This window comes from Fibrella aestuarina BUZ 2 (genome assembly GCF_000331105.1).
Lineage (GTDB): Bacteria > Bacteroidota > Bacteroidia > Cytophagales > Spirosomataceae > Fibrella > Fibrella aestuarina.
Genome location: NC_020054.1, coordinates 5,983,601 through 6,005,115, shown reverse-complemented (window position 1 = coordinate 6,005,115; position 21,515 = coordinate 5,983,601). Strand labels below are relative to the sequence as shown.

At 57.0% G+C, this 21,515-nt stretch carries 18 protein-coding genes; 4 read left to right on the top strand and 14 right to left on the bottom strand.

What is annotated here, in order from left to right:
* Window positions 1-84 precede the first annotated feature (84 nt).
* From FAES_RS24820 to FAES_RS24805, 4 genes are all read right to left on the bottom strand, one after another.
* Window positions 85-1,416 (bottom strand): TldD/PmbA family protein, encoded by a 1,332-nt coding sequence (locus FAES_RS24820; RefSeq protein ID WP_041259452.1) that lies wholly within the window; start codon window positions 1,414-1,416, stop codon window positions 85-87.
* Window positions 1,417-1,561: 145 nt separating this feature from the next.
* Window positions 1,562-3,220 carry a TldD/PmbA family protein gene (locus FAES_RS24815; RefSeq protein WP_015333955.1) on the bottom strand — a complete coding sequence of 553 codons (1,659 nt, stop codon included), beginning with the start codon at window positions 3,218-3,220 and terminating at the stop codon, window positions 1,562-1,564.
* A gap of 179 nt (window positions 3,221-3,399) precedes the next feature.
* Entirely contained in the window at window positions 3,400-6,294 is a 2,895-nt protein-coding gene (locus tag FAES_RS24810) for an outer membrane beta-barrel protein (protein WP_015333954.1), read from the bottom strand.
* 48 nt (window positions 6,295-6,342) lie between these two features.
* Window positions 6,343-7,212, bottom strand: a complete 870-nt coding sequence (locus tag FAES_RS24805) for a hypothetical protein (RefSeq protein WP_041258370.1) — start codon at window positions 7,210-7,212, stop codon at window positions 6,343-6,345.
* A gap of 267 nt (window positions 7,213-7,479) precedes the next feature.
* Between FAES_RS24805 and FAES_RS24800 the strand changes: the two genes are divergently transcribed.
* Window positions 7,480-8,241: a helical backbone metal receptor gene (locus FAES_RS24800; RefSeq protein WP_015333952.1), complete on the top strand. Its 762-nt coding sequence runs from the start codon at window positions 7,480-7,482 to the stop codon at window positions 8,239-8,241.
* A gap of 28 nt (window positions 8,242-8,269) precedes the next feature.
* Complete coding sequence (locus FAES_RS24795) at window positions 8,270-9,334, top strand: hypothetical protein (protein ID WP_041258369.1); 1,065 nt, start codon at window positions 8,270-8,272, stop codon at window positions 9,332-9,334.
* A 100-nt stretch (window positions 9,335-9,434) separates the two neighbouring features.
* Here the strand turns inward: FAES_RS24795 and FAES_RS24790 are convergent, their stop codons facing one another.
* The gene (locus FAES_RS24790; RefSeq protein WP_262493808.1) at window positions 9,435-10,325 is read right to left on the bottom strand and encodes a lysophospholipid acyltransferase family protein; all 891 of its coding nucleotides are present in this window, start codon (window positions 10,323-10,325) and stop codon (window positions 9,435-9,437) included.
* Between the two features lie 392 nt (window positions 10,326-10,717).
* Between FAES_RS24790 and FAES_RS24785 the strand changes: the two genes are divergently transcribed.
* Window positions 10,718-11,146, top strand: a complete 429-nt coding sequence (locus FAES_RS24785) for a response regulator (RefSeq protein WP_041258368.1) — start codon at window positions 10,718-10,720, stop codon at window positions 11,144-11,146.
* Between the two features lie 378 nt (window positions 11,147-11,524).
* Window positions 11,525-11,941, top strand: a complete 417-nt coding sequence (locus FAES_RS24780) for a DUF2147 domain-containing protein (RefSeq protein ID WP_015333948.1) — start codon at window positions 11,525-11,527, stop codon at window positions 11,939-11,941.
* Window positions 11,942-12,017: 76 nt separating this feature from the next.
* Here the strand turns inward: FAES_RS24780 and FAES_RS24775 are convergent, their stop codons facing one another.
* The 9 genes from FAES_RS24775 to FAES_RS24735 form a co-directional block, all read right to left on the bottom strand.
* Window positions 12,018-13,238: a glycosyltransferase family 4 protein gene (locus FAES_RS24775; protein WP_015333947.1), complete on the bottom strand. Its 1,221-nt coding sequence runs from the start codon at window positions 13,236-13,238 to the stop codon at window positions 12,018-12,020.
* A gap of 102 nt (window positions 13,239-13,340) precedes the next feature.
* Window positions 13,341-14,105, bottom strand: coding sequence for a glycosyltransferase family 2 protein (locus tag FAES_RS24770; RefSeq protein ID WP_015333946.1), 765 nt, complete (start codon window positions 14,103-14,105; stop codon window positions 13,341-13,343).
* A gap of 2 nt (window positions 14,106-14,107) precedes the next feature.
* The gene (locus tag FAES_RS24765) at window positions 14,108-14,707 is read right to left on the bottom strand and encodes a WcaF family extracellular polysaccharide biosynthesis acetyltransferase (RefSeq protein ID WP_015333945.1); all 600 of its coding nucleotides are present in this window, start codon (window positions 14,705-14,707) and stop codon (window positions 14,108-14,110) included.
* The gene (locus FAES_RS24760) at window positions 14,673-15,608 is read right to left on the bottom strand and encodes a glycosyltransferase family 2 protein (RefSeq protein WP_015333944.1); all 936 of its coding nucleotides are present in this window, start codon (window positions 15,606-15,608) and stop codon (window positions 14,673-14,675) included. Before FAES_RS24760 ends, FAES_RS24765 begins: the two co-directional genes overlap by 35 nt.
* Entirely contained in the window at window positions 15,605-16,741 is a 1,137-nt protein-coding gene (locus tag FAES_RS24755; protein WP_015333943.1) for an acyltransferase family protein, read from the bottom strand. Before FAES_RS24755 ends, FAES_RS24760 begins: the two co-directional genes overlap by 4 nt.
* A gap of 58 nt (window positions 16,742-16,799) precedes the next feature.
* On the bottom strand, window positions 16,800-17,969 hold the full coding sequence (locus FAES_RS24750; RefSeq protein WP_015333942.1) for a glycosyltransferase: 1,170 nt from the start codon (window positions 17,967-17,969) through the stop codon (window positions 16,800-16,802).
* A gap of 19 nt (window positions 17,970-17,988) precedes the next feature.
* The gene (locus FAES_RS24745) at window positions 17,989-19,155 is read right to left on the bottom strand and encodes a glycosyltransferase family 4 protein (protein ID WP_015333941.1); all 1,167 of its coding nucleotides are present in this window, start codon (window positions 19,153-19,155) and stop codon (window positions 17,989-17,991) included.
* A 7-nt stretch (window positions 19,156-19,162) separates the two neighbouring features.
* The gene (locus FAES_RS24740) at window positions 19,163-20,536 is read right to left on the bottom strand and encodes a hypothetical protein (RefSeq protein WP_015333940.1); all 1,374 of its coding nucleotides are present in this window, start codon (window positions 20,534-20,536) and stop codon (window positions 19,163-19,165) included.
* The gene (locus tag FAES_RS24735; protein WP_041259450.1) at window positions 20,533-21,420 is read right to left on the bottom strand and encodes a glycosyltransferase family 2 protein; all 888 of its coding nucleotides are present in this window, start codon (window positions 21,418-21,420) and stop codon (window positions 20,533-20,535) included. The genes FAES_RS24740 and FAES_RS24735 overlap by 4 nt, the downstream gene beginning before the upstream one ends.
* Between the last annotated feature and the right edge of the window lie 95 nt (window positions 21,421-21,515).

Genomic DNA, 21,515 nt, shown 5'->3' with positions numbered 1-21,515 from the left:
TTGTTTCGATGAAATCCACTTAAGAATCATTTATAAAAATACGTGTGAATCCTTCTGATCAGTGGCTTCCGCGTTCCTCTTGTTTTACACAGCGTCAGAAAGCGATGAGAAGGTGAAGTCTCTGATTTTCAGAGGCGGTACCAGGCTGCCCCCGACGCGGACGGGCTTACCCATCGCTTCGAGGTTGTTGAGCATGATGACCGGGCTCTCGTTGAAGCGGAAATTCTTCACCGGGAATTTGATCTGCCCGTTCTCGATGTAGAAGGTTCCGTCGCGGGTGAGGCCCGTGTACAATAGCGTCTGTGGATCGACGGGGCGGATGTACCACAGGCGCGTCACCAGAATGCCTTTCTCGGTGTTCTTGATCATGTCGGCCAGTGACGCCGTACCACCTTCCATGATGAAGTTGCCGCCGGGCGGGATGGCCTCGACGCCTTTCTTTTCAGCCCAGTAGCGTGAATACGACATGTTTTTGACCACGCCCTTCTCCACCCAGGTGACGCGCTTCTGCGCCCGACCGTCACCCGTCCAGGCGGCCGTGGGTACGTCGAGGTTCTGCGGGTCGGAGTAGATGGTGACACGTTCGTCGAAGAGCTTCTCGCCCAGGCGGGTGCCGCCCCCTTTCTTGCTCAGGAACGAACGCCCTTCGTCGGCGTTGCGGGCATCCATCGACCGAACCATCGCCGCCAGCAGCGACGCATCGGTGTTGGAGACCAGCGCGGCCGGTTCTAGAATGACGGTGTATTTACCCGGTTCCAGGGCGCGCGCGTTTACCGACGCGGCCGCTTTCTGCATGGCGATATCGGTGGCTTCGCGGGTGTTCAGCTTCGACACGTCTGTTACGTCGCGGGTGGCGTAGCCCGAACCCAGCCCGTCGGCGGTACGGACCGTCACCGAAAATTCAGCGGAGGTTTCGCGGTTGTAGGCCGAGAGCCCTTTGCTGTTGCCAATGGCGTTGAAGCCCGTCGAATCTTCGAGGTACCCGGCGGCGGTCAGGTTCTTTTTGCGGCAGGGGTCCAGGCTGTCGAATGCGGCCTGCGCCCGGTAGGCCGGGTCGATTTTGGCGGTGCTTTCGGCGTAGGGGTTGGTCTTCAGGTACGTTTGCGGCCCCAGCATGGGTACGTACTCCGGGTTTTCGGGCGCGAGCCGGGCGATTTCTTCGGCCCGACGAACCGTTTTCTCCAGCGAAGCGTCGTCAAGTTCGTTGATGGTGGCCGTCCCTGACCGTTTGCCATACACCGACGTGACCGCCAGTGAAATGTTGTTGCTTTCGCCGCTGGTCGACACCGAGTTACGGGCGTACCGGATGTTACCCCGCCGCCCGCCGTTCAGGCTCACGGCCGTCTCGTCGGCCTTGGCGTAGCTCAAGACTTTGTCGATGATGCGTTTTGCTTCTTCTTGTGAGAGAATTGCCATTGTGAAGTGATTTTTGGTCATTAGGCTTCGCCGTCATTGGTGGTCATTCGGAGTCATTCATTGTCATTCGTCGCAGAAATAGCAACTGGCGATAAATGACGCGGAGCAAATGACTACCAATGACGGCGCAGCCAACTGGCCTTCTTTATATTTTCCGTCCTGTATTGATTACGTTGACGCCGTTGAAGCGTGTGGTGGCCGAGCCATGCGATACGGCGCTGACTTGACTGGGTTGCCCCTTGCCATCGAAGAACGAGCCGAAGGTGCGGTAGTCGTCCTGATCGCAGAGTTGGGCGCAGGAGTTCCAGAACTCCTGGGTGTTCGACTGGTAAGCCACGTCGTTGAGCATCCCGGCCAGCTGACCGTTCTTGATTTCGTAGAAGAGCTGACCGCCAAACTGGAAGTTATAACGCTGCTGATCAATGGAATACGAGCCGCGACCGATGATGTAGATACCTTTCTCGACGTCCTTGATCATGTCGTTGACCGACCGTTTTTCGGTACCGGCTTTCAGCGACACGTTGGGCATGCGCTGGAATTGTACCGAGCTCCAGTTGTCGGCGTAGCAGCAGCCGTGTGAGGCTTTTTCGCCGATAATCGCGGCCTGATCGCGGATCGCCTGGTAGTTCACCAGTACGCCGTCTTTAATGAGATCCCACTGCTTGGCTGGCACGCCTTCGTCGTCGTAGCCAACCGTACCAAGCGTGTAGGGCTGGGTTTTATCCGCGACGATGTTGACCAGCTTGGAGCCGTAGTTGAAGCTTTTGGTTTTCCACTTATCGAGGGTGGCGAAGGACGTACCCGCGTAGTTGGCTTCGTAGCCCAGCACCCGGTCGAGTTCGGTGGGGTGGCCTACCGATTCGTGGATCGTCAGGCCGAGGTGGTTCGGGTCGAGTACCAGATCATATTTACCCGCCTGCACGGTGCGGGCCGTGAGCTTTTCCTTTGCCTGTTTGGCGGCCATGATGGCGTCTTCCACCATGTCGTAGCCGTTGCGGTAGCCAACGAGCCCGTTGGGGCCAGGAATTTTCTCCGACGCCGACCCGTCGAGGTATTCATAGCCCATACCCATCGGCGAGCTGATGGCGTCGCGGGTCTGGAACTTGCCCGCCTGCCGGTCGGTAGCGGTGGCGGTAAACGTTGGCCAGATCCGGTGAATGTCCTGGTCGATGTACGAGCCGTCGGTGGAGGCGAAATACTTTTGTTCGTTGATAAAAAAGAGGTTGGACTGCATGAAGGCGGCCCCGTTTTTCATGGCCTCCCCGTTGACTTTCAGCAGCAAATCGACTTTCTCCTGCACAGGCACCTCAAAGGCGTTGCGCTTGATGGGTGTTTTCCAGCTCACATCGCCCACACCCGCCTGTGGCGCCAGTTGCACGGGTTCTTTCTGCAACCGGGCGTTGGCCTTGGCGATGGCGACGGCCGTTTGGGCGGCTTTGGCAATGCCGTCGGGCGTTACGTCGGAGGTGGCCGCGAAGCCCCAGGTGCCGTTGGCAATTACCCTCACCCCCACGCCGAAGCTCTCAGCATTGGTCACGCTCTGCACACGATTCTCGCGGGTAAACAGGTACTGCTGTAAGTAACGGCCGATGCGCACGTCGGCGTAGGTCGCGCCTTTGCTCTTGGCGGCATTCAGGGCTACGTCGGACAGGCGCTTTTTGGCAGCCACATCAATGCCGGGTTCGAGTAGCCGTTCGGGCGAAACGGCGTAACCCATCACCGGGATGCCGGCCACAGGTACGTTAGCCAGCGACAAGGCCCCCAATCCGAGCCCTGCCTGTTGAATGAAGTGTCGTCTATTCATGCACAGTCTTTTGAGTTTCCGTTAAAAATACGGCCAAACGCCGCACACGGCAACAGATTGTGATGAATGGAGTGGATTTTACCACCCGATATAAACCCCAACGAACCAGAAGGCAGAAGAATCATGAAATTGTTCATGATTCCCATACAAGCAGGGCAGGGCATGATAGGCGACACCACTTAATTGGCTCGCATCGGCGCAAAATAGCGGATGGTGTAGGCAAACGTCAGCATGACGTAGCGGCGCAGCACCAGACTCTGCGTGTCTTCCACATACGTCTCGCTGGTGTTGCGCGTGATGCTGCGGTTCTGGTTTAGCAGGTCGTAGCCCGTCAGGCGCCACTCGCCCTGTTTGTTGCGGAACAGGTATTGCCCCACGCTGGCATTCAGTAACACAAACTGCTGGTTATAGCCCGCCGCCCGGCCGGCGTTGGCAATAAAATAGGCGTCCGTCTGGGCAAAGAAGCGCTGCCCAAACCGGTGAAAGCCCCGGAAGTTGCCGGTCGTGGTCAGGTAACGTGCGTTCTGCTGCGGTTGAGCCGAGTAGTTGGCGATGGAGTAGGTGACGTTGCCCGACAGCAACAGGTCGGTTTTCTCGTTCAGGTTGGTGTTCAGGTTCAACCCCTGGCCAAAGCCAACCGTCAGTGACCGGTTGAGCAGTTGGTTGACGTAGCTGATTCCCCGTGAGCCGTTGATATTGGTGGTCAGGTTGATGTTGACGCGTTGCCCGCCCCAGGTGGCTGGCTTGCCGTAGCTGACAAACCCGAAGAACGAATAAAACCCATCCGCATTCACCGGCTGAATGATCTGCGCCCCGGCGGGGGAGATGGTCGTCGCATTGACGATGCGGTTGTACGTATTGGTGAGGCTCACCGACGCCACGAAATTCTGGAAGGTACTCTGGTTGAAGGTGCGGTAGTTAAGGTTCAGCGAGTGCGTGTACTCGGGCCGAAGTTCGGGGTTGCCCTGCCGGATATAGAGCGGATTGCTGTTGTCGATTACGGGCTGTAGCTGCGTGACCGACGGCGCGTTGACGCGGGTGCGGTAGTCGGCAGTGAAGTTGCGATTGCGGCCCAGGTTGTATTGGAATCGGGCGTTGGGCAGCATGTTGAAAAACGACTTGCTGATCCGGGTGTCTTTGCTAAGGTTGTCGGATTGCAGGGAGGCTTCCTGAGCGTCGAAACCCAGGGTATATTGGTATTTTACGCGCCGAAACTGGTACGAAATCCCCGCCCGGTTGGTTAGAAACAGGTTGTTGAAGCGGTTGGTCAAGTTTGTGTTGACGCGGTCATACTGCCCCGTCGCTTCGTTGAAATCGTCTACCCGCCGGTCCGACTCGTTGTTGCTGCTGCTGAGCGAATACCGAAACTCTAGCGTTTTGGCCAGCGACAGCGGCTCGGTATACGACAGCGTTACGTTGTTAGTGATCGCGTCGGTGATCTGGCGGTTCTGCTGGTTGATGTTGGTGGCGAACGGCCCCGTTCCCGACGTACCCGGCGTGACGGTGCTGCTGCCAGGCACGCTCGTCAGGCTGCCCACGTCCGTTGAGCGCGCAAACTCGTTTCTTGACTGATTCAGCCCCGTGCTGTTCTGGTCGTTGATCGTCGTGGCCAGGTTGGCCGAGAAAGTGCGCCCCCGCCGCTTGAACTTGTGCATCCACAACAGCACATTCGTCCCCGACAGGTTGCGGCCCTCGTTGCGGAACGTACCCACGCTGCTGTTGAGCAGGTTCCCGGCGGCGTCGGTGGTACGGCTGTTATTGGCACTGTTCGACACGTTGGGCGAATAAGTCAGGTTCGGGATTACGCGCAACGAGTTCATCGAGTCGAGGCGCCAGTTGAGCTGCACGTTGAACCGGTGCGAGGTGTAGGTGTTGTCGCTTTCGTTGTGGCTGTTGGTCAGGTTCACCGTCGGTGCGCCCCCGTTTCGGCCCGGAATCGTCGTTTCGCGGAAATTGGTTTGCAGGTTGCGCGTGTTGGTCTGGTTCAGGAAGTAACTGCTGCTCAGGTCGACTTTGGTCCCCAGCGCATCGGAGAAATTGAGCCCGCCCGCCAGCGCCCGCGTGATGCCGGTTGGCCCCAGCCCGTTGCTGCCCGACGAACTACCCCCACCAGTGTTAGTGATGGTTTGCCGCCCGCCGCCACCGCCACCGTTGCCACCCTGACCGCCGCCCCCAAATTGCCCGCCGCCTGTACTCAGGCCTTCGCCCGTGAAACCCTGCTGGTTGATGTTGTTGAACTGCCCGATGGCCGATAGCTGCTGCCCGTTGTTGAAGCGGTTTACACCCAACCGTACCTGATAGCGCGGATCGTTGGCCTCATCGGCCCCGTAGCCCGCTGCATTCTGCCCGAAGACACCCCGCCGCCGGTCGCGCTTGGTGACGATGTTGATGGTGCGGTCGCGCTCGCCATCATCGACGCCCGAAAACTGTGACTGATCCGACTGCCGGTCGAACACCTGTACCCGCTCCACCATATCGGCGGGGAGGTTGCGGGTCGCCATCTTGGGGTCATTCCCGAAGAACGGTTTACCATCCACCAACACCCGCTTCACATCCTGCCCCTGCGCCTTGACGTTCCCGTCGCGGTCGACCTCCATGCCCGGTAGCTTCCGAATCAGGTCCTCCACCTGCGCATTGGGTTGCGTCTTGAACGAGCCGGCGTTGAACTCGAGCGTATCACCCTTCACGCTCACCGGCGCCCGTTCGGCCTTCACGGCTACTTCGCCCAGCGTTTGGGTCTGGGGCTGAAGCAGCAACGTACCCAGCGCCACGTCGGGCCGGTCGGCGGTGATGGTCACGCGTACCGCTTTTGATTCGTACCCCACAAAGGTTACCAGCACCCGGTACGTACCTGCCGCTATGTTATGGAGCCTGAAATCGCCGTCGCCACCCGTGCTCTGCACCTGCACGAACGACGAATCCCGCGCCGAGAGCAGCGAGACGTTGGCTTCGAGCAGCGGTTTGCGGGTGGCGGAGTCGAGCACGACCCCCTGCACCGTGCCAATCCGCGGCGACGTTTTCTGGGCCAACAAAGAAACCGGCAGGAGCAGCAGAGCCAAGAGAAGTTGACGCATAGCGTGAGTGGGTAAGGCCAGCCCGAGACGTCTCGGGCTGGTTAAATTTTATTCCCGATTGGGCATCGGCATGTTCATGCCACGCTGCTGCCGGAAATTGGCCATCGCTTTACGACGCACCTCGCGCAGTTCGTCGGCAGAAACGGTTTTAGCATCGGCGCTCGGTAGTAGCGTGGCGGCATCGACCGGACCCGCGTTGAGCCTGGTGGCGCGGTAGGTCAGGTCGTCGCTTTCAATGGCCAGGACCACGCCTTTGTCGGGCGTAAACTGCGGAGCGGGCGAAAACGTATAGGGCAACTCGGTGGTGACCCAGACAGCGCAGGGTTGCTCCTTGATCGTGCAGGTGATTTTCTGGCACGTGTATCCCAGCAACTTCTTGGTTTTGCTGGTAACCTGCCAATCGGCGGGGCGGGTAACCGGCGTTTCCGAACGGTACGATTCCTTGTGCAGCGAATCGGCCGTGATGGTCATGATCTGCACCGTTTTGCCCGTCGCCAGGTCGGTATACTGCGTTTCCTCAAACGGGGGGCGGAAGTTGCGCATCTGTTCCATCCGGCGCATCTGTTCGGGCGTCAGGGTCGGCGGAGGCGTGTTGCCATTGCCGTCGCCACCACCCGGGCCCCGCATCATAAACGTTCGGTTGCCGCCCCGGGCCATCGGGTTGCGCTTGGCCCACCCACCCCCAAACTGAAAGCTTTCTTCGCCCTCCATCGTTTCGGGCGGGTTGAAGGTGGCGCCGTTAGGCATGGTGCCGCCGGGCCGGATCTCCTGCCCGTTGATGTTGATGCGCATATTGGCCGGGTCGAACCGGCGCATGGTTTCGTAGGTAATGGTGCCCGAATTGGGAGCCGTTTGGGCAACTACCGTCCCGACCGTCAGCAGCATCGCCGCTAAAAAGGTGTAACGAGGTGAGTTCATGTTGGTATAGACGTGATTGGCCGAAGCAGCGTTGCATCGTTGCTGACGCCAAGATATGGCCTGTTGGGCATGAACTATCCCGCTAGCCGGGTGCTGTGCCGACATATACCTTATCTGTGCCGACTTAGGCCGCTAGTGAACCGACGAAACGAGATGTGGGCCAACGGACCGTTGGGTACGTAGGGCGAAGCTGAAAAATATAGTGGTGGCTATCGGGCGCTTTGGTGCCCCACTGCGTTTACTTTGGCAAGACAACGAGCATACCCTATGAGCCTAGCGCCCCAACCGCGCCTTGTTTCGCTGGTGCCGTCGCAGACCGAACTTCTTTTCGATCTGGGGCTTGATGAGGAGGTGGTGGGCATCACCAAATTCTGCATTCATCCTGCCGATAAAGTAGCCCGGAAGCCACAGGTCGGCGGTACTAAAAACGTTCAGATCGAGCAGGTACGGGCTTTACAGCCCACGCTGATCATTGCCAACAAGGAAGAAAACACCCGGGCCGACGTCGACGCCCTGCGGGCCATTGCCCCCGTGCACGTAACCGACGTAGTAACCTTGCCCGACGCCTACGCCATGATCCGTGAGGTAGGCCAGTTGGTTGGCCGAAGCGCCCAGGCCAATCAACTGGCCGAGCAGATTGAAGCGTCGTTGGAAGGGCTTGCCCGCAACGTACCCAACGGCCGAAGGCCGCGCGTAACGTACCTGATCTGGCGCAAGCCCTGGATGGTGGCCACCGCCGATACGTTCATCGACGCCATGCTTTCCCAGGCCGGCTGCGACAATGCCTTTGCCAGCCAAACGCGCTACCCCGTTGTGTCGGCCGACGAACTGGCTGCCGCTCAGCCCGATTGGGTCTTTCTGTCGTCGGAACCGTACCCGTTTAAAGAAAAACACATTATTGAGTTAAAGGCGATTTGCCCAATGGCGCGTATCAGGCTGGTTGATGGCGAACTTTTTAGCTGGTACGGAAGTCGGCTGCTGGAATCGGCAACGTACCTTTCCTCTTTCTTCCCTTACTTTACAGAATAAATCGATTGCCGACTGTATTTTTCACCGCATGACTAAGTTTTCGCTAACCGTACTTACCCTATCCGCCCTTTGGTTCAGCCTTGGGTGCCAGTCAAACGCCGCTAAAGACCGGACAGACACCGACTCCACCGCTGCGGCCGCTCCCGAAACGGCCGCCAGTACCTCCGCCACTACCGCCTCCGTCGCCCCCGATAGCACGACCACAACCGATACGACCGCAACCGCCCCCGGGAAAGAGCTGTCTCCCCTCGATTCGCTGGGCATGATTGGCCCTAAAATTACGGAGGCTATTCTGCCGAAAAAGCGAATTCTGGCCTACTACGGCAATCCGCATTCGAAGAAAATGGGGATTCTGGGTGAATACCCGAAAGACGAGATGTTGAGTCGCCTCGATAAGCAGGCGGTCGCCTGGGTAGAGCAGGATTCGGCCAAAACACCGGTTCAGAAAGCGTTGCACCTCGTCGCGATCTCGGCACAGGGGGCTCCCGGCAAAGATGGCAAATACCGCATGCGTATGTCCGACAAAACCATTCGGAAGGTGATTCGCTGGGCAGCCGAGCACAACTCAATATGCTTTCTGGATATTCAGGTGGGTTTAGCCCCGCTCGGGCCCGAAATGGAATTTCTGGAGCCGTACCTGAAACTGCCCTACGTACACCTGGGTATCGACCCCGAGTTCTCGATGAAAACGGGTGCCCGGCCCGGCACAAAAATCGGTACGTACGATGCCGCCGACATCAATCAGGCGGTGCAGTTCGTCAGCCGCGTGGTTCGCGAAAACAAGTTACCGCCCAAAGTGCTGGTGGTTCACCGTTTCACCAACCGGATGGTCACGAACTACAAGAACATCAAGCTCGACCCCAACGTACAGATTGTCATGAACATGGATGGCTGGGGCCCGCCTTCGCTCAAGCGCGACACGTACCACGACTACATCCAGACGCAGCCGGTGCAGTATACTGGGTTTAAGCTGTTCTACCACAACGATTTGAAAAAAGTAGATATGCGCTCGAAGCACAAGGTGCCACACCTGATGGAACCTTCGGAAGTGCTGTCGCTGAATCCAAAACCGATGTACATTCAGTATCAGTAAAAGCATGTATAGTGTATCGTGTAAAATGCATAATGGGCTGGCGCACCTTGATTTAGCGCCAGCCCATTATGCATTTTATACGATACACTATACACTCTTCCTACTCCAGCTTCGTAATCACCCGGTCGTATTTCTCGCGATGGTGTTTCCAGCGCTTGTGCGACCAAAGCCAGTCGGCCGGGTGCTTTTCCAGCGTGTTGGTGAGGGCATCCCGGTAGCGTTCGATCAGCTCGCCAGTAGCCAATTCACTGTAGGGCGGCGTGCCAATTTGCGTAAACGTAGCCGTGTAATAGCCCCGACGTACCCGGACCATCTCAATGTAAAAAACAGGGAGCTGCTGCCCCCGCGCCAACCGCTCAAGGCCGGGGTAGAATGGTGTATTGCGGTTCATGAAATCGGTCCAATAGGCGTTTTCGGGGCGGTCGGGCATTTGATCGGCCACCAGCGCGATAATGCGCGGTCGATTACGGTCGATGGCCATTTGCCGGGGGAGCTTGCCCATCGGAACCGGCAAGGGCCCAAACGTTGACCGAATCCGAACCATGAGCTGCTCAAAAAAAGCATTGTGCAGCGGTTTGTACACACTGTCGACCGGCATGCCATACAACGTGGCGGCGGCCGGTAGCCACTCCCAGTTGCAATGGTGCGATGCCAAACCGATCACCGGTTTGCCTGCCTCCAGGCTAGCCCGTACAAGCTCAGGGTTAGTGTAGTGCACCCGCCGCCGCAGTTCGTCGGCCGACAGGCCCGGTAACTTGATGATTTCGACCAGTAGATCGCAGAAGTTGCGGTAGAAGCCGCGCCGCAGCCGGGCGATGTCGGCATCGGACCGATCGGGAAAAGACTGACGAAGGTTATCGGTAATGACCGCGCGTCGATACCGGATAACGTAGGCGATCAGCCCGTACAAAACATCCGATAATCGGTAAAGAAACCACAGCGGTAACTTAGCCAGTAAATTGACAATGACCATAAAACAAAGATAATAGATCGGCCCTTGTTATCTGTTTTACTGAATTTGGTGAAATAAGCATATATACTTACTTTTTAGATAGTAGTCAATCGAGGAATTTATTATTTTTTTAACCCATTATTGCTTGATAGATAGCCCATTGATACCTTTGCACTGCTTTTTTACAAAAGCATAACGGCTGGGTCATATGAGTAATTCTATGGCCTCGCTTTAATGGTGTGGATATAGTCGGAAAGCTATTCAGGAGTCCTGAGTAGCTTTTTTCATACCGGTTAAGCAATTGAAGAAAAAATAAAGCCGCCCCCCTTGCCCCGGTACAGCATTCATTAAAGACGGTTGTTACCTTTACGCGCTCGTCGGACCCGGTCTGGCGGGCTACTACCGTACTTGATATGAAACGTAATGGGAAAATGGTTATCCTCATCGCCGATGATGATGATGATGACCGTGTGTTGTTGCGTCAGGCCTTGATGAGCGCCTCGTTTGATGGCATCATCGAGTTTGTTGAAAATGGCGAGCAACTCATCCAATACCTCGATGCCTGTTTGCGGGGCGAACCAGATGCCCCACCAGCTCCGGCTCTCCTGTTGGTCGACCTGAACATGCCCATTGTGAATGGGTTGGAAGCCTTAAAGCAAATCAAGTCGTCGGCCCATTATCGGCATTTGCCCGTGGTGATCCTGACGACGTCATCAGCCGAGCAGGATATTCGGGAGAGCTACAATTTGGGAGCCGCTTCATTCGTTACTAAACCGATTACGTTCTCACAATTGGTAGAAACCATGAACGCGCTACAGTCCTATTGGCTGGGCACCGTTCGGCTACCGAGGCAGTTCTAAGCAAATTCTCATCATTTTTTAACCAGGTTGATGAGCATAGCTTTGCCGAAACAGCGTTATCGTTACAAGCAGGTGTCACAGCCGCTTTCTGAACAACGACATACACGTGGTAGGGGCAAACGCCACCGCTGCTTTGTATAAAGATCCTTTACAAAGGGAAGGTTGAACATCAGAGGCCGGTAACCGCAACCCTGTTGCGGCACGACCACCTCTGAAATGGTGTGGATAGAAGCGGAAAGCCGCCGGAGATTCTCCGACGGCTTTTTTGTGGCTTCACCGTAGGATAAATCTATTTTATTAGTAGATTAATTCGTGTTTTTTAAGAAACTAATTTCGATACCCTAACCGTTTACAGCTCAGCACGGTTAAACTCATCACATGGCCCTTATTAGTAAAACCCTACTTTGCTTATTGCTCTGCTTTGTGGTCACGACGGCAGGTCAATCGACCGACGCCGGTGCTGATCGGATTCTGGGTCGTTGGCTGTTTCCCAAGAAACAAACCTGTGTTGAGATTTACCGCGAAAACGGCCGCTACTACGGGCGGATGGCAGAAGTAAGTGCCAGTGCGGCTGCCAACTATGGCAACATTCGCAACAAAATTGTGCTGACCGATCTCTCCTACGTGAATAACGAGTGGAAGGGGGGGAGCATGATTCATCCCTCGTCGGGGGCCCGGTTCGACGTGGTTATGCACTTGACCGATGCCAACACGCTGGTTGCGACCGTATATAAGGGCGTTCGTTTTATCAGTAAAGATTTGATTCTGACCCGGCAGGCGCAGGCCGGGCAGTAACCATATAGCCAACAAAAAAGCTGGGTACGTATCATGCGATACGTACCCAGCTTTTTTGTTGGCTAGAAAACAACCCCTAGAGCAGGTCAGTCAGGCGGCGGCCTTCACGCCCCGTAATGGCGTTCTGAAACTCACGCCGTAGCGCCGCCATCCGCCGACGTGGGTGAGTCGACATGTAGACCGCCCGCATCTTGAGCAGGGAGCCGATGAGCAGGTAAGCAAAAAAGGACGCTACCAGAATAATCAGCGAGGCCGTATTGGAGATGTTGCGGTGCAGGAACAGAAACAGCACCGTGTTGACAAGCGACGCGCCGCAAAGCACCGCCGTTGCGGCCGCGTGCGACAGACCGTTGTCGAGCAGGATGTGGTGCATGTGATTGCGATCGGCCGAGAAGGGCGACTTGCCGTTGAGCACCCGCACCATGAACACGCGCAACGTGTCGAAGATCGGCACGATCAGGACCACGATAGCGATGATGGGCGCGTTGAAGAAGCTGCGCGGGTCGAAGCGATACGAGGCGTTCAGGTTGACGAAGCGTACGGCAAAAAAGGCCAGAAAAAAGCCAATGAGCAGCGAGCCCGTGTTACCCATGAAGATCTTGCTGGTTCGCGAGAAGTTGAACCGGAGAAAGCCGACCAGGCCACCCGCCAGCGCAAAGGCCATCGTGGCCATGGCGTAGTGTTCCGACAACAGAAACCAGCTGCCAAACGTCAGGCTGGCGATCGTAGCGATGCCGCCCGCCAGGCCGTCGATACCATCGATGAGGTTGATGGCATTGGTGAGGGCGATAAACACGAAGCAGGTCAGCAGAATGCTCACCACATCCGTGATGTGATGGAACCCCATGATGCCGTAGAGGTAGTCGAGCTTCAGATTGCCCAGGAAAATAAGGCTGCTGGCGCTCAACAACTGAAAGAGAATCTTCTTGTTCGGGTCGATGCCGACCAGATCATCTTTCATGCCAATAAAGAACAGGATGGCGGCGCCCACAATCGACAGGTTCGTGCAATACAGATCGGTAGGGTCGCCGTTGATTGGCCAGATAAAATAGCTGATGAGCACCGCCGCGAATATGGCGACACCACCAAACGTGGGCGTTGGTACGGTATGCGACCGGCGTTCGCCCGGTTTTTCCATCAAGGCCTTCAGTTCCGTGATTTTGATCACGACTGGTACCGAAACGATTGCTACAAAGCAGGCCACCAGAAAGGCCATAATCGCATAGTAGAGGCCCTGCTGGAAGACGGACTCACCTAGCTTTTGCTGAATGTAGGCAATCAGTAGATCAGGATTCATAGACAGATCGGTTTCCCGTTTTCCAAGTGGTTGAGCGGCGTGAACTCACAAGTGGGTTACAAAAATTGTGCTTTTAAACGAAACGGCAAGACCAAATACTCATTAACTGGTTGGGCTTATTGAGCGGTAAAACTGCCCAATTTTACGTAATGGTTTGAGCCACAGTGTAAACCAACTAGGTTTCAATTGATTCAATTGCCATGCCAACCGGTCTTCCCGATTAGCTCGAATGCGATTTTGCAGGCTACTGTTACTAACCCCGCCCATGCGCATCACCACCGTTACCTCTTTCAGATAAGCCACGCGTATCTGATGTTTGTGAATCAGGCGAAGCATCAATTCGTAATCGGCAGCGGAGCGTAATTCCGTGGAAAAATAACCGTACTGCCGGTACACCGTTGCCCGAACAAAGAACGTGGGGTGCGGCGGCATCCAGCCACGCAGAAACGCACCGGGCGTGTAATCGCCCGCTTGCCAGTAGCGGGTAACCCGGTCAGGGTTCGTCCGATCGGCATACACCAGATCAGCATAAACGGCATCGGCTCCCGACTGGGCAAACGTCTCGACAACCCGGCTGATCACGTCAGGGTGGCGGTACAGATCATCGGCGTTCAGAATGCCGATCACATCGCCCGTGGCCATCCGGACCCCTTTATTCATGGCGTCATACAGACCTTCGTCTGGTTCCGACACAAACCGGCTAATGCGGTCACCATAACCCGCCACAATGGCTTGCGTGCCGTCGGTTGAGCCGCCATCCACGACAATGTATTCGATGGCCGGGTACGTTTGCGCCAGCACCGAGTCGATGGCTTCGGCGATGGTGTCGGCACCGTTGTAGACGACCGTGATAATAGAGACGTTCATGGTTACTGAATTTCCCGTTTCCGTACCGCCACTGCCGGGTTGCCCTGGTAGATCGTATACGGATCGAGGTTCCGGGTGGCTACCGAATTCACCGCCAGAATGGCGTGTGAGCCGACGTGTACACCCGGGCAAACGGTTGCTTTGGCCCCGATCCAGGCGCCCGCCTCCAGCGTGACAGCCCCAACGATCAGGTCAAATGTTGATACTTTGTAATTGTGGTTGCCGGTCAGCAACATGGCGCCCTGTGAGAGGCAGACATGATCGCCCAGCGTGACCTGGGTGAGGTTATCGATCCAGACGTTTTCACCAATCCAGACGTGGTTGCCAATGGTCAGCAGCCACGGGTATTTGATGTTGACGGCCGGCTTGATCAACACGCCCTGCCCCACGGTAGCCCCAAACCAGCGCAGCAGGCGCACTTTGAGCCCAGCTGGTAGGGGGGCATATGAGTTAAACAACCAGGCGTTGATAAAGTGCCATGTCAGGATTTTCCAGCGCGGGCCGGGGTTGTACCAGCTGTTGTCGTAACGCGCCAGATCGGTACGGCCGCTGCTGCCGCTAGGTACGTTAGCCCCGGATGCCAGCGGTGAGGTCTTTTCCATGTTCCCGTTTGAAATAGTCGATCAGGTCGGCTTTGTCGCGGCCCGCCCGGTTATAGACGTCCATGAGCTTGGCATCGACCAGAAAGCGATACCACAAGCCTTGCAGGAAATGCCACACAAACCCCTTGCGGCCATCCAGAAAACCCAACTGCCCGATGTAGCGAAACAGGAAATAAGCGATCGGACGAGTGAAGAGGGGCAGCGAGGCGTATTTCTCTTTCAGGTAGCGCTTGCGTTGTTCCTGCGTACCAAACAGCTTGGGCGTAACCCGAACCGTCTGGTCGAAGTTGTAGCGGATGTTCAGCAGGTCGATGACCTCACGGGTAGCGTAATGGTTGTGCTTGTTGGTCCACCAGGTGAGGTCGTTCAGGTTATGATCGACCAGATCGTGCGCAAACTGGATTGTTTTGGCGGGCTCCTTGTTAGGGCCGTCGGTGAGGCGGATGTGCTCGTCCATCCAGGTCTGTTCGCAGATACCCTGTCCCTGCCGCCACAGCCGCAACAGCCAGATGGGGTAGTAGCCGCCGTGCCGGATCCAGCGATCCATAAACATAACCCGCCGTTTCACATACACCCCGCTGACGTCGGTCGGGAGCGTAGACAGCCGCTGATTGATCTCGTCGGCCAGTTCCGGCAACACATACTCGTCGGCATCCATGCGCATCAGCCAGGTGCCTTTAAACGGCGTGTGGGTGATACCGTAGTTGAACTGAACGGCGTAGGTCGTCCAGGGGTTTTGCACAACCGTAGCCCCCATCGACCGGGCAATCTCCACGGTTCGGTCGGTCGAGAACGAGTCGACGATGAAGATATCGGTGGTCAGGGGCCGCAGGCTGTCTAGGCAGCGGCCGATGTGCTTTTCTTCGTTGTGGGTAAGTATGATTACGGACAAGCCGTTCATGATGGACGTGTTTTGGGAAGTAGGCGGGCGGTAAGCGAACGCATCAGCGGCTTTTCGATCCAGCGGTGAATACCAATGCTCAGCAGCGTAATACCAACCACAAAGGAAAGGCACAGCAGCGAAACCGTTGGTGTGTAGGCCGGAAACAGCCGTACAATCAGGCGGCTGAAAAACAGCATGGCCGGTAGATGGACTAGGTAGATGACGTACGAGGCGTCGCCAGTAAGGACCATCCAGCGGGGCAATTTGAGCGTAAAGGCATGTTCGAGCGTGAGCAGACCCGTTAGCAGCAGGAAGCTGGCTATACCGTAATGGCCGAGCCGCTGCGACAGGTATTCGTTGAGGGTATTGGGCAGGGCGAAAAGCCACACCAGCCCCAGCGTACCCAGCAACGTACCCAGCCACAACTGCGGCGGGCGGCGCGTAAACCAAACGCCCACGATGGCCCCCAGCGCAAACTCGACGTTGAGCGGGCTAAACCAGAAATAACGGATCACCGGCGTCTCGCCCGGCACGAAATACGACTGCGTGACGGTGACGTAGAGGCTACCCAACAGGAATAGCACCGGCACCACCCACAGCCGCCGCGACACGATCAGGCAGGCGAAAAGCAGGTAAAAGAAGAGTTCGTAGCTCAGGCTCCAACTGACGCCGTTGAGGATTTTGTGGTAGGGCGTGAGCAGGAACGTGGTGAGGTTGGGCCATTGGCTATCAATGCTGTTACGGACCGCCGGCCCGCCCGCCAGATAGCTAAGCACCATCAGGGCCGTCATGCCCAACACTGACAGCCAGTACATGGGATAAACGCGCACGAACCGCTTGGTCAGGTAGGTACGTAGCTGACCGGGCCGATCGATGTACTCCTGACTGGTATAGACGATGACGAAGCCGCTGATCACGAAGAACAAGTCTACCCCGGCGAAGCCGCGCTCGAATAAGCTTCCCCAAAGCGCGGTTTTGGCGTATGATTCGCTCACGAACATGGTCAGGTGAAACGCCACGACCGTCTGCGCTGCCACGCCCCGCGCCGCCTGAATGGTTTGCAATTGCCGCCGATTGGCACCCACCCGAACGCCCGTGTGGGCCTGCGCGGGGGTGATGGGTGTCGAGGAAGAAAGGGGCGCGTCGGGCATTGGTAAACGGACTGATGAAGTGGGGGACGATTCGGGCCAGGTACGTTGACTGTGTACGTTATGGGTGGGTTAGTTGCGGTTTAGGGGCCAGAACGGAGGCGTAAGCAGCCAGTAACTGGTTGGCTACGATGCTGATGTCGTACCGCTGGCGAACCAGTTGCTGCCCATTCTGGGCAAGTTGCCGCCGGTAGGTAGCGTCACTCAGCACCTTATCGAGGTTTTGGGCAACGGCCTCGGCGGTCGTGTCGGTGAGGCAGGCAGCGTTGGTCTCGCGAATGGCCTGCTCGAAGCCTACGCGGTCAGACACCAGGCAGGCCACACCCGCCGCCATGGCTTCCAGCACCGCCATCGAAAACCCTTCCGAATAAGAGGGCAGCACAAACAGATCGGCGTCGGCCAGCGCGGCTTTCTTAGTCTCGCCCGTCAGCATCCCGACAACCTTAACCTGATTGTCCAACTGATGTTCCCGAATAAACGCCTCAGCGGTAGCCTGATAGCTATCGTCGGGACCCGCCAGTATCAACTGCACGTCGGGGTGTTGGCGGGCGTATCGGGCAAAGCCATCGAGCAGAATGTCGAGTCCTTTTTTGACGTGCAACCGGCTCATAAACAGCACCATCGGTCGCTCGGCGGTCAGGCCAACCTGCCGGCGGAACGTACCCCGGGGCGGCAACTGCGCAAAATCGGCGGTGGGGATGCCGTTTGGAATCAGCGCCACGCGCGGGTGACGATGCCCCAGGTACCGCAGCAGGTCGTCCTGTTCGTCGGGGCTGATGAGGTGAATCAGATCGGCGCGTTCGAGCAGGCGTTTCTGCATCAGCACGTCCATGATCGTCTTTTTCCACTGATTATGCTGCACGGCCCAGCGGTCGAGCACGCCATGAATGGTAACCACCTTGGCCACGCGCTTGTCGAGTAGAAAGGGTGCAATGCTCCCGAAATGCCAGAGGCCGTGGCAGTGAATCAGGTCGTATTCGTGCAGATGCGCTTTGAGAAACCGATACAAGTCGACCGAAAACTCCCGGAAGAACCGGCTGACGGGCGGCGTCCGGTACACGGGAAATACCCGCACCCCATCCGGTGCGGGGTACGACTTATCGTCTGGCGACTGTGGGCTTAAAATGTCGATCTGATGCCCCTGCACCACGGCTACGGCCGCGTGGTCGTAGATGACGCGGGCAGGGCCACCAATCGACCAGGTATAGGCACAGATGTGTAGAATTCTCATGCGGGATCGGTCAACGGCACTAACGGCCACTGACTTGTTTTAAGGCGTCATACATCGCCCTGCCGACGCGGTCGGGGTCGAAAGGTGCCACCAATCGGACTGATTCACGCCCCATCCGGTCACGTTCGTCGGTCGAGGCGGCGAGCAACTGCCTAAGCCGTTCGGGAAGCTGCTCAGGTACGTCGGGTGCAAAGGTATAGCCGTTTTGGCCGTCGCGCACCAGATCGACCGCGCAGCCGCACCGGTCCGACACCAGCACCGGCAGGCCGCAGGCCATCGCCTCGTTGACGACCAACCCCCAGGGCTCCGATAGGCTGGGCAGCACAAATACATCGGCCAGCGCCAGGTAGCGGGGTACGTCGCGCCAGTCGCAGCCGGGCAGAAAAACGACGCGTTCGGCCAGCCCCAGTTGGGCAGCCTGCGCCTGTAAAAGGGCTTTCTGATCGCCTTCGCCCAGCAGGATCAGCCCCCACTCGTCGGCCATGTCTGATGGGATGGTCTGGTGAGCGGCGGCAAAGGCGTTGAGCAAGGCTGCCAGGTTCTTGATATCGATGAGCCGACCCACGTAGATCAGGTTGCGGGGCTTCAAGCCCAGGGCTGTCTGTTGCGCCTGCCGTTGTGGCAAACTGGCGGCGTGGGTTTGAGCAAGCAACTGATTGTCGACTACGGCATTGTTGCGCACTAGAATCCGGCGCGGGTCGGCCCCGAGTTGGATCATATAATCGGCGGCACGGGTGCCGAAGCAAAAGATACCGTCACAACGGCGTATGAAAGCGGCTTTGAGCTGTTCGCGCCAGCCCGTACGGGGGTTGTCGAGCGCCGTGGATTCGTTTTGCAATACCACCCGGCAGCCACGCAGTTTCAGCAACGTACCCAGCAGGAGTTGGGCCGGGTCGTAGTACCCCGTCAGCAACACCACATCGGGGCGGAAGGCAAAGGCCGCTTTGATAAGACGACTGATGCGCTGCGTCAACGGTAGTTCGTCGAGTGAGCCATTGTGCAACACCTGAAACGGGTAGCCTACCGACGTGGCGTCGGGCATACCCAGCCCTTTCCGATGCCCTTCGGTGAGGGCCAGTTGAATGACCAGCAACGTGTCTTCAGCCCCGAACTGCTGCGCAAGGCGGCCGAACAGCAGCGACTTATAATGCGCCCACAAAATGTTATGAACAATCAGTACCCGCATGGTGGCATCAGGCGGGTTGAAGGGCTACCGCCGTGTCGGGCTCGTCGATGGCTACGGGTGGCTGATCGGTGTAGCCGGGCGCCAGTTCGGGCGGATAATAGATGTTGACGAACCGGGCAAAGAGACACAACGGGTGGAATACGGCCATTTCGTAAGGCCGCCCCGCAAACAGGTAGCTGGCAAAGAAGAGGAAAAAGCAGTAGGCCCACAGCGACTCTACATCATTCTGCCCACCCCGATAAGCCACCGTCAGGCAGTCTTTCCAAAGGCGATAGAAGACGAATGCGTAGATCAGGAACGGAAAAATACCCTGATTGATCAACGCTTCGAGCAGCGGTACGTCCATGTAAAACGTTTTGTAGCCGAAGCCCAGCAGCAACTTGTAGGGCACATCAGTGATAACGTTGATCGTATAATCGACGCTGAGCGCCCGGTTGGCTGATGATACGTCTAGCTCGGCCGCGCCGCCTGCGGCTTCTGATTCCAGCCCCAGCAAGGCCAGGATATTCTCGCTGAACCGCTCGTAAATCATGTCTCCGTAGGCCAGGATAATGTCCCAGATGTCGGGCCGCATCGAGATAAAGACAAAGAAACCGACAAAGGGCAGGGCCAGGATGATCAGCGACGTGGGGCTAATCAGTACCTGCATCACTTTGCGCGGGCTGGTGCGGTGCAGATTGGCCGCCATGTAAATGACGGCAGTCATGGTGGTGGCCAGAATGGCCGCTTTACTGAACGTCAGCATGATAATGATGACGTTGAAGATGACCAACCCAATGCCCAGAATCTTAAAAATGGCGTTCTGGTTGGGTCGGTAGGCCCACAGCAGCGAGCACACAATCCCGATCTGTGCATTTCGGGCAAAAACGTGGGGGTTACCCGTCCGCATGCCCGGCTCGCCGTATTGAATGGCGGCCCGTTGGCCGATGGTCCATTCGGGATCGACAATGAGCGAATAAACCAGCGCCAGGTTAGACACCAGCGTAAACATGGCGCCCACAAAGGCCACTTCGCGGGCGACTTCGTTGGGCAGACAGATCAGCAGAAACATATAGCCGATCACGAAGGCGTAATAGACCATGTCTTTGTTACGCTCCGCTAAACCTACTTCATTGAACATGAAGGCATAAAGCAGACACGTACCCAGAAAGGCCATGACGGCGAAAAAGACGGGCGTGTTGACCCGGTAAAACGTTTTCAGAAACGTTTTGTGCACCATCAGCACCATCCCGAACAGGATGAACCCGGCCGTGAATACCTCTGATGGCAACGGAATCTTGACGACTTCTTTGAAGAAAAAGCCCAACGGGTAGGAGTCGAGTACGATAAACATACCCAGCGCCAGCCGCATCAGGTCCAGTCGTTTCAGAAAATCCTTCATAGTGCTTTGGGCAGTGTAAGTCGATGATAGATGTAGCCAAACTGACCCCGCAGCAGGAACCAGGCCAGCTTGCGTAGCCGACTGTATCGGCGCCAGAATGAACCACTCAGGCGGCTTGGCAACTGCGGCTGGTAACGCTCGCTCACCTGCCGGTGCTCGGCCTCACCAATGGCCGCGATCTGCGACGATTTGGCGTCGGGCTGAATGCGGAAGCCGCCCCAGAAACCAGGTACGTGCCGAAACCGCACGCCCGGCCGCACGCCCAGGCGCGTAACGACCTCGTAGTCCATCACGAACCGGAGCGAGGCGTCGAGCCAGCCGGTCTGGGCCAGCAACTCACGCCGGATAAATAGCGATTGGTTAAACACCTGCATGCCCTCGTGAATCTGGCAACCGGCGCTGAACGACGGTACCCGCAACTCTTCCAGAATAACGTCCTGTTCGTCGATGATGTACATGTCGCCGAAAAAAACGTCGGTCTGCGGGGCCTGTTGCCAGGCTCGGGCCACCTGCCAGAGGGCATCGGGCGCAAATACGTCGTCGGAGTTCTGGTAAGCGACGTAATCGCCGGTTGCCCGCCGAAACCCTTTGTTGATGGCATCGGTCTGGCCTTTGTCGGGCTCGCTGACCCAGTTGGCCAGATAGGGCGCGTACTTTTCAATGATCGCCAGCGAGCCGTCCGTCGAGCCGCCGTCGATGATGATATACTCCAGATTTGGGTACTGCTGGTTCAGTACGCTTAGAATCGTCCGCTCCAAATAGGCGGCCTGATTGTACGACGGAGTCACTACGGTCAACTTCGGAAGCGACTTACCAGTAGCCATTGGCGTGGTGCGGTCGGCTGGTGTGTAAGGTGCAGTAACGAAGTCGTGTAACGTGGGCATTTTGTATTTTTCGTAGAAAAGCGACGCAAAATAGCCAAAAATGATTGATTTATCCGACAAAAAGCCAGAAGGTGAGCGTACGACCCAGCAAACGG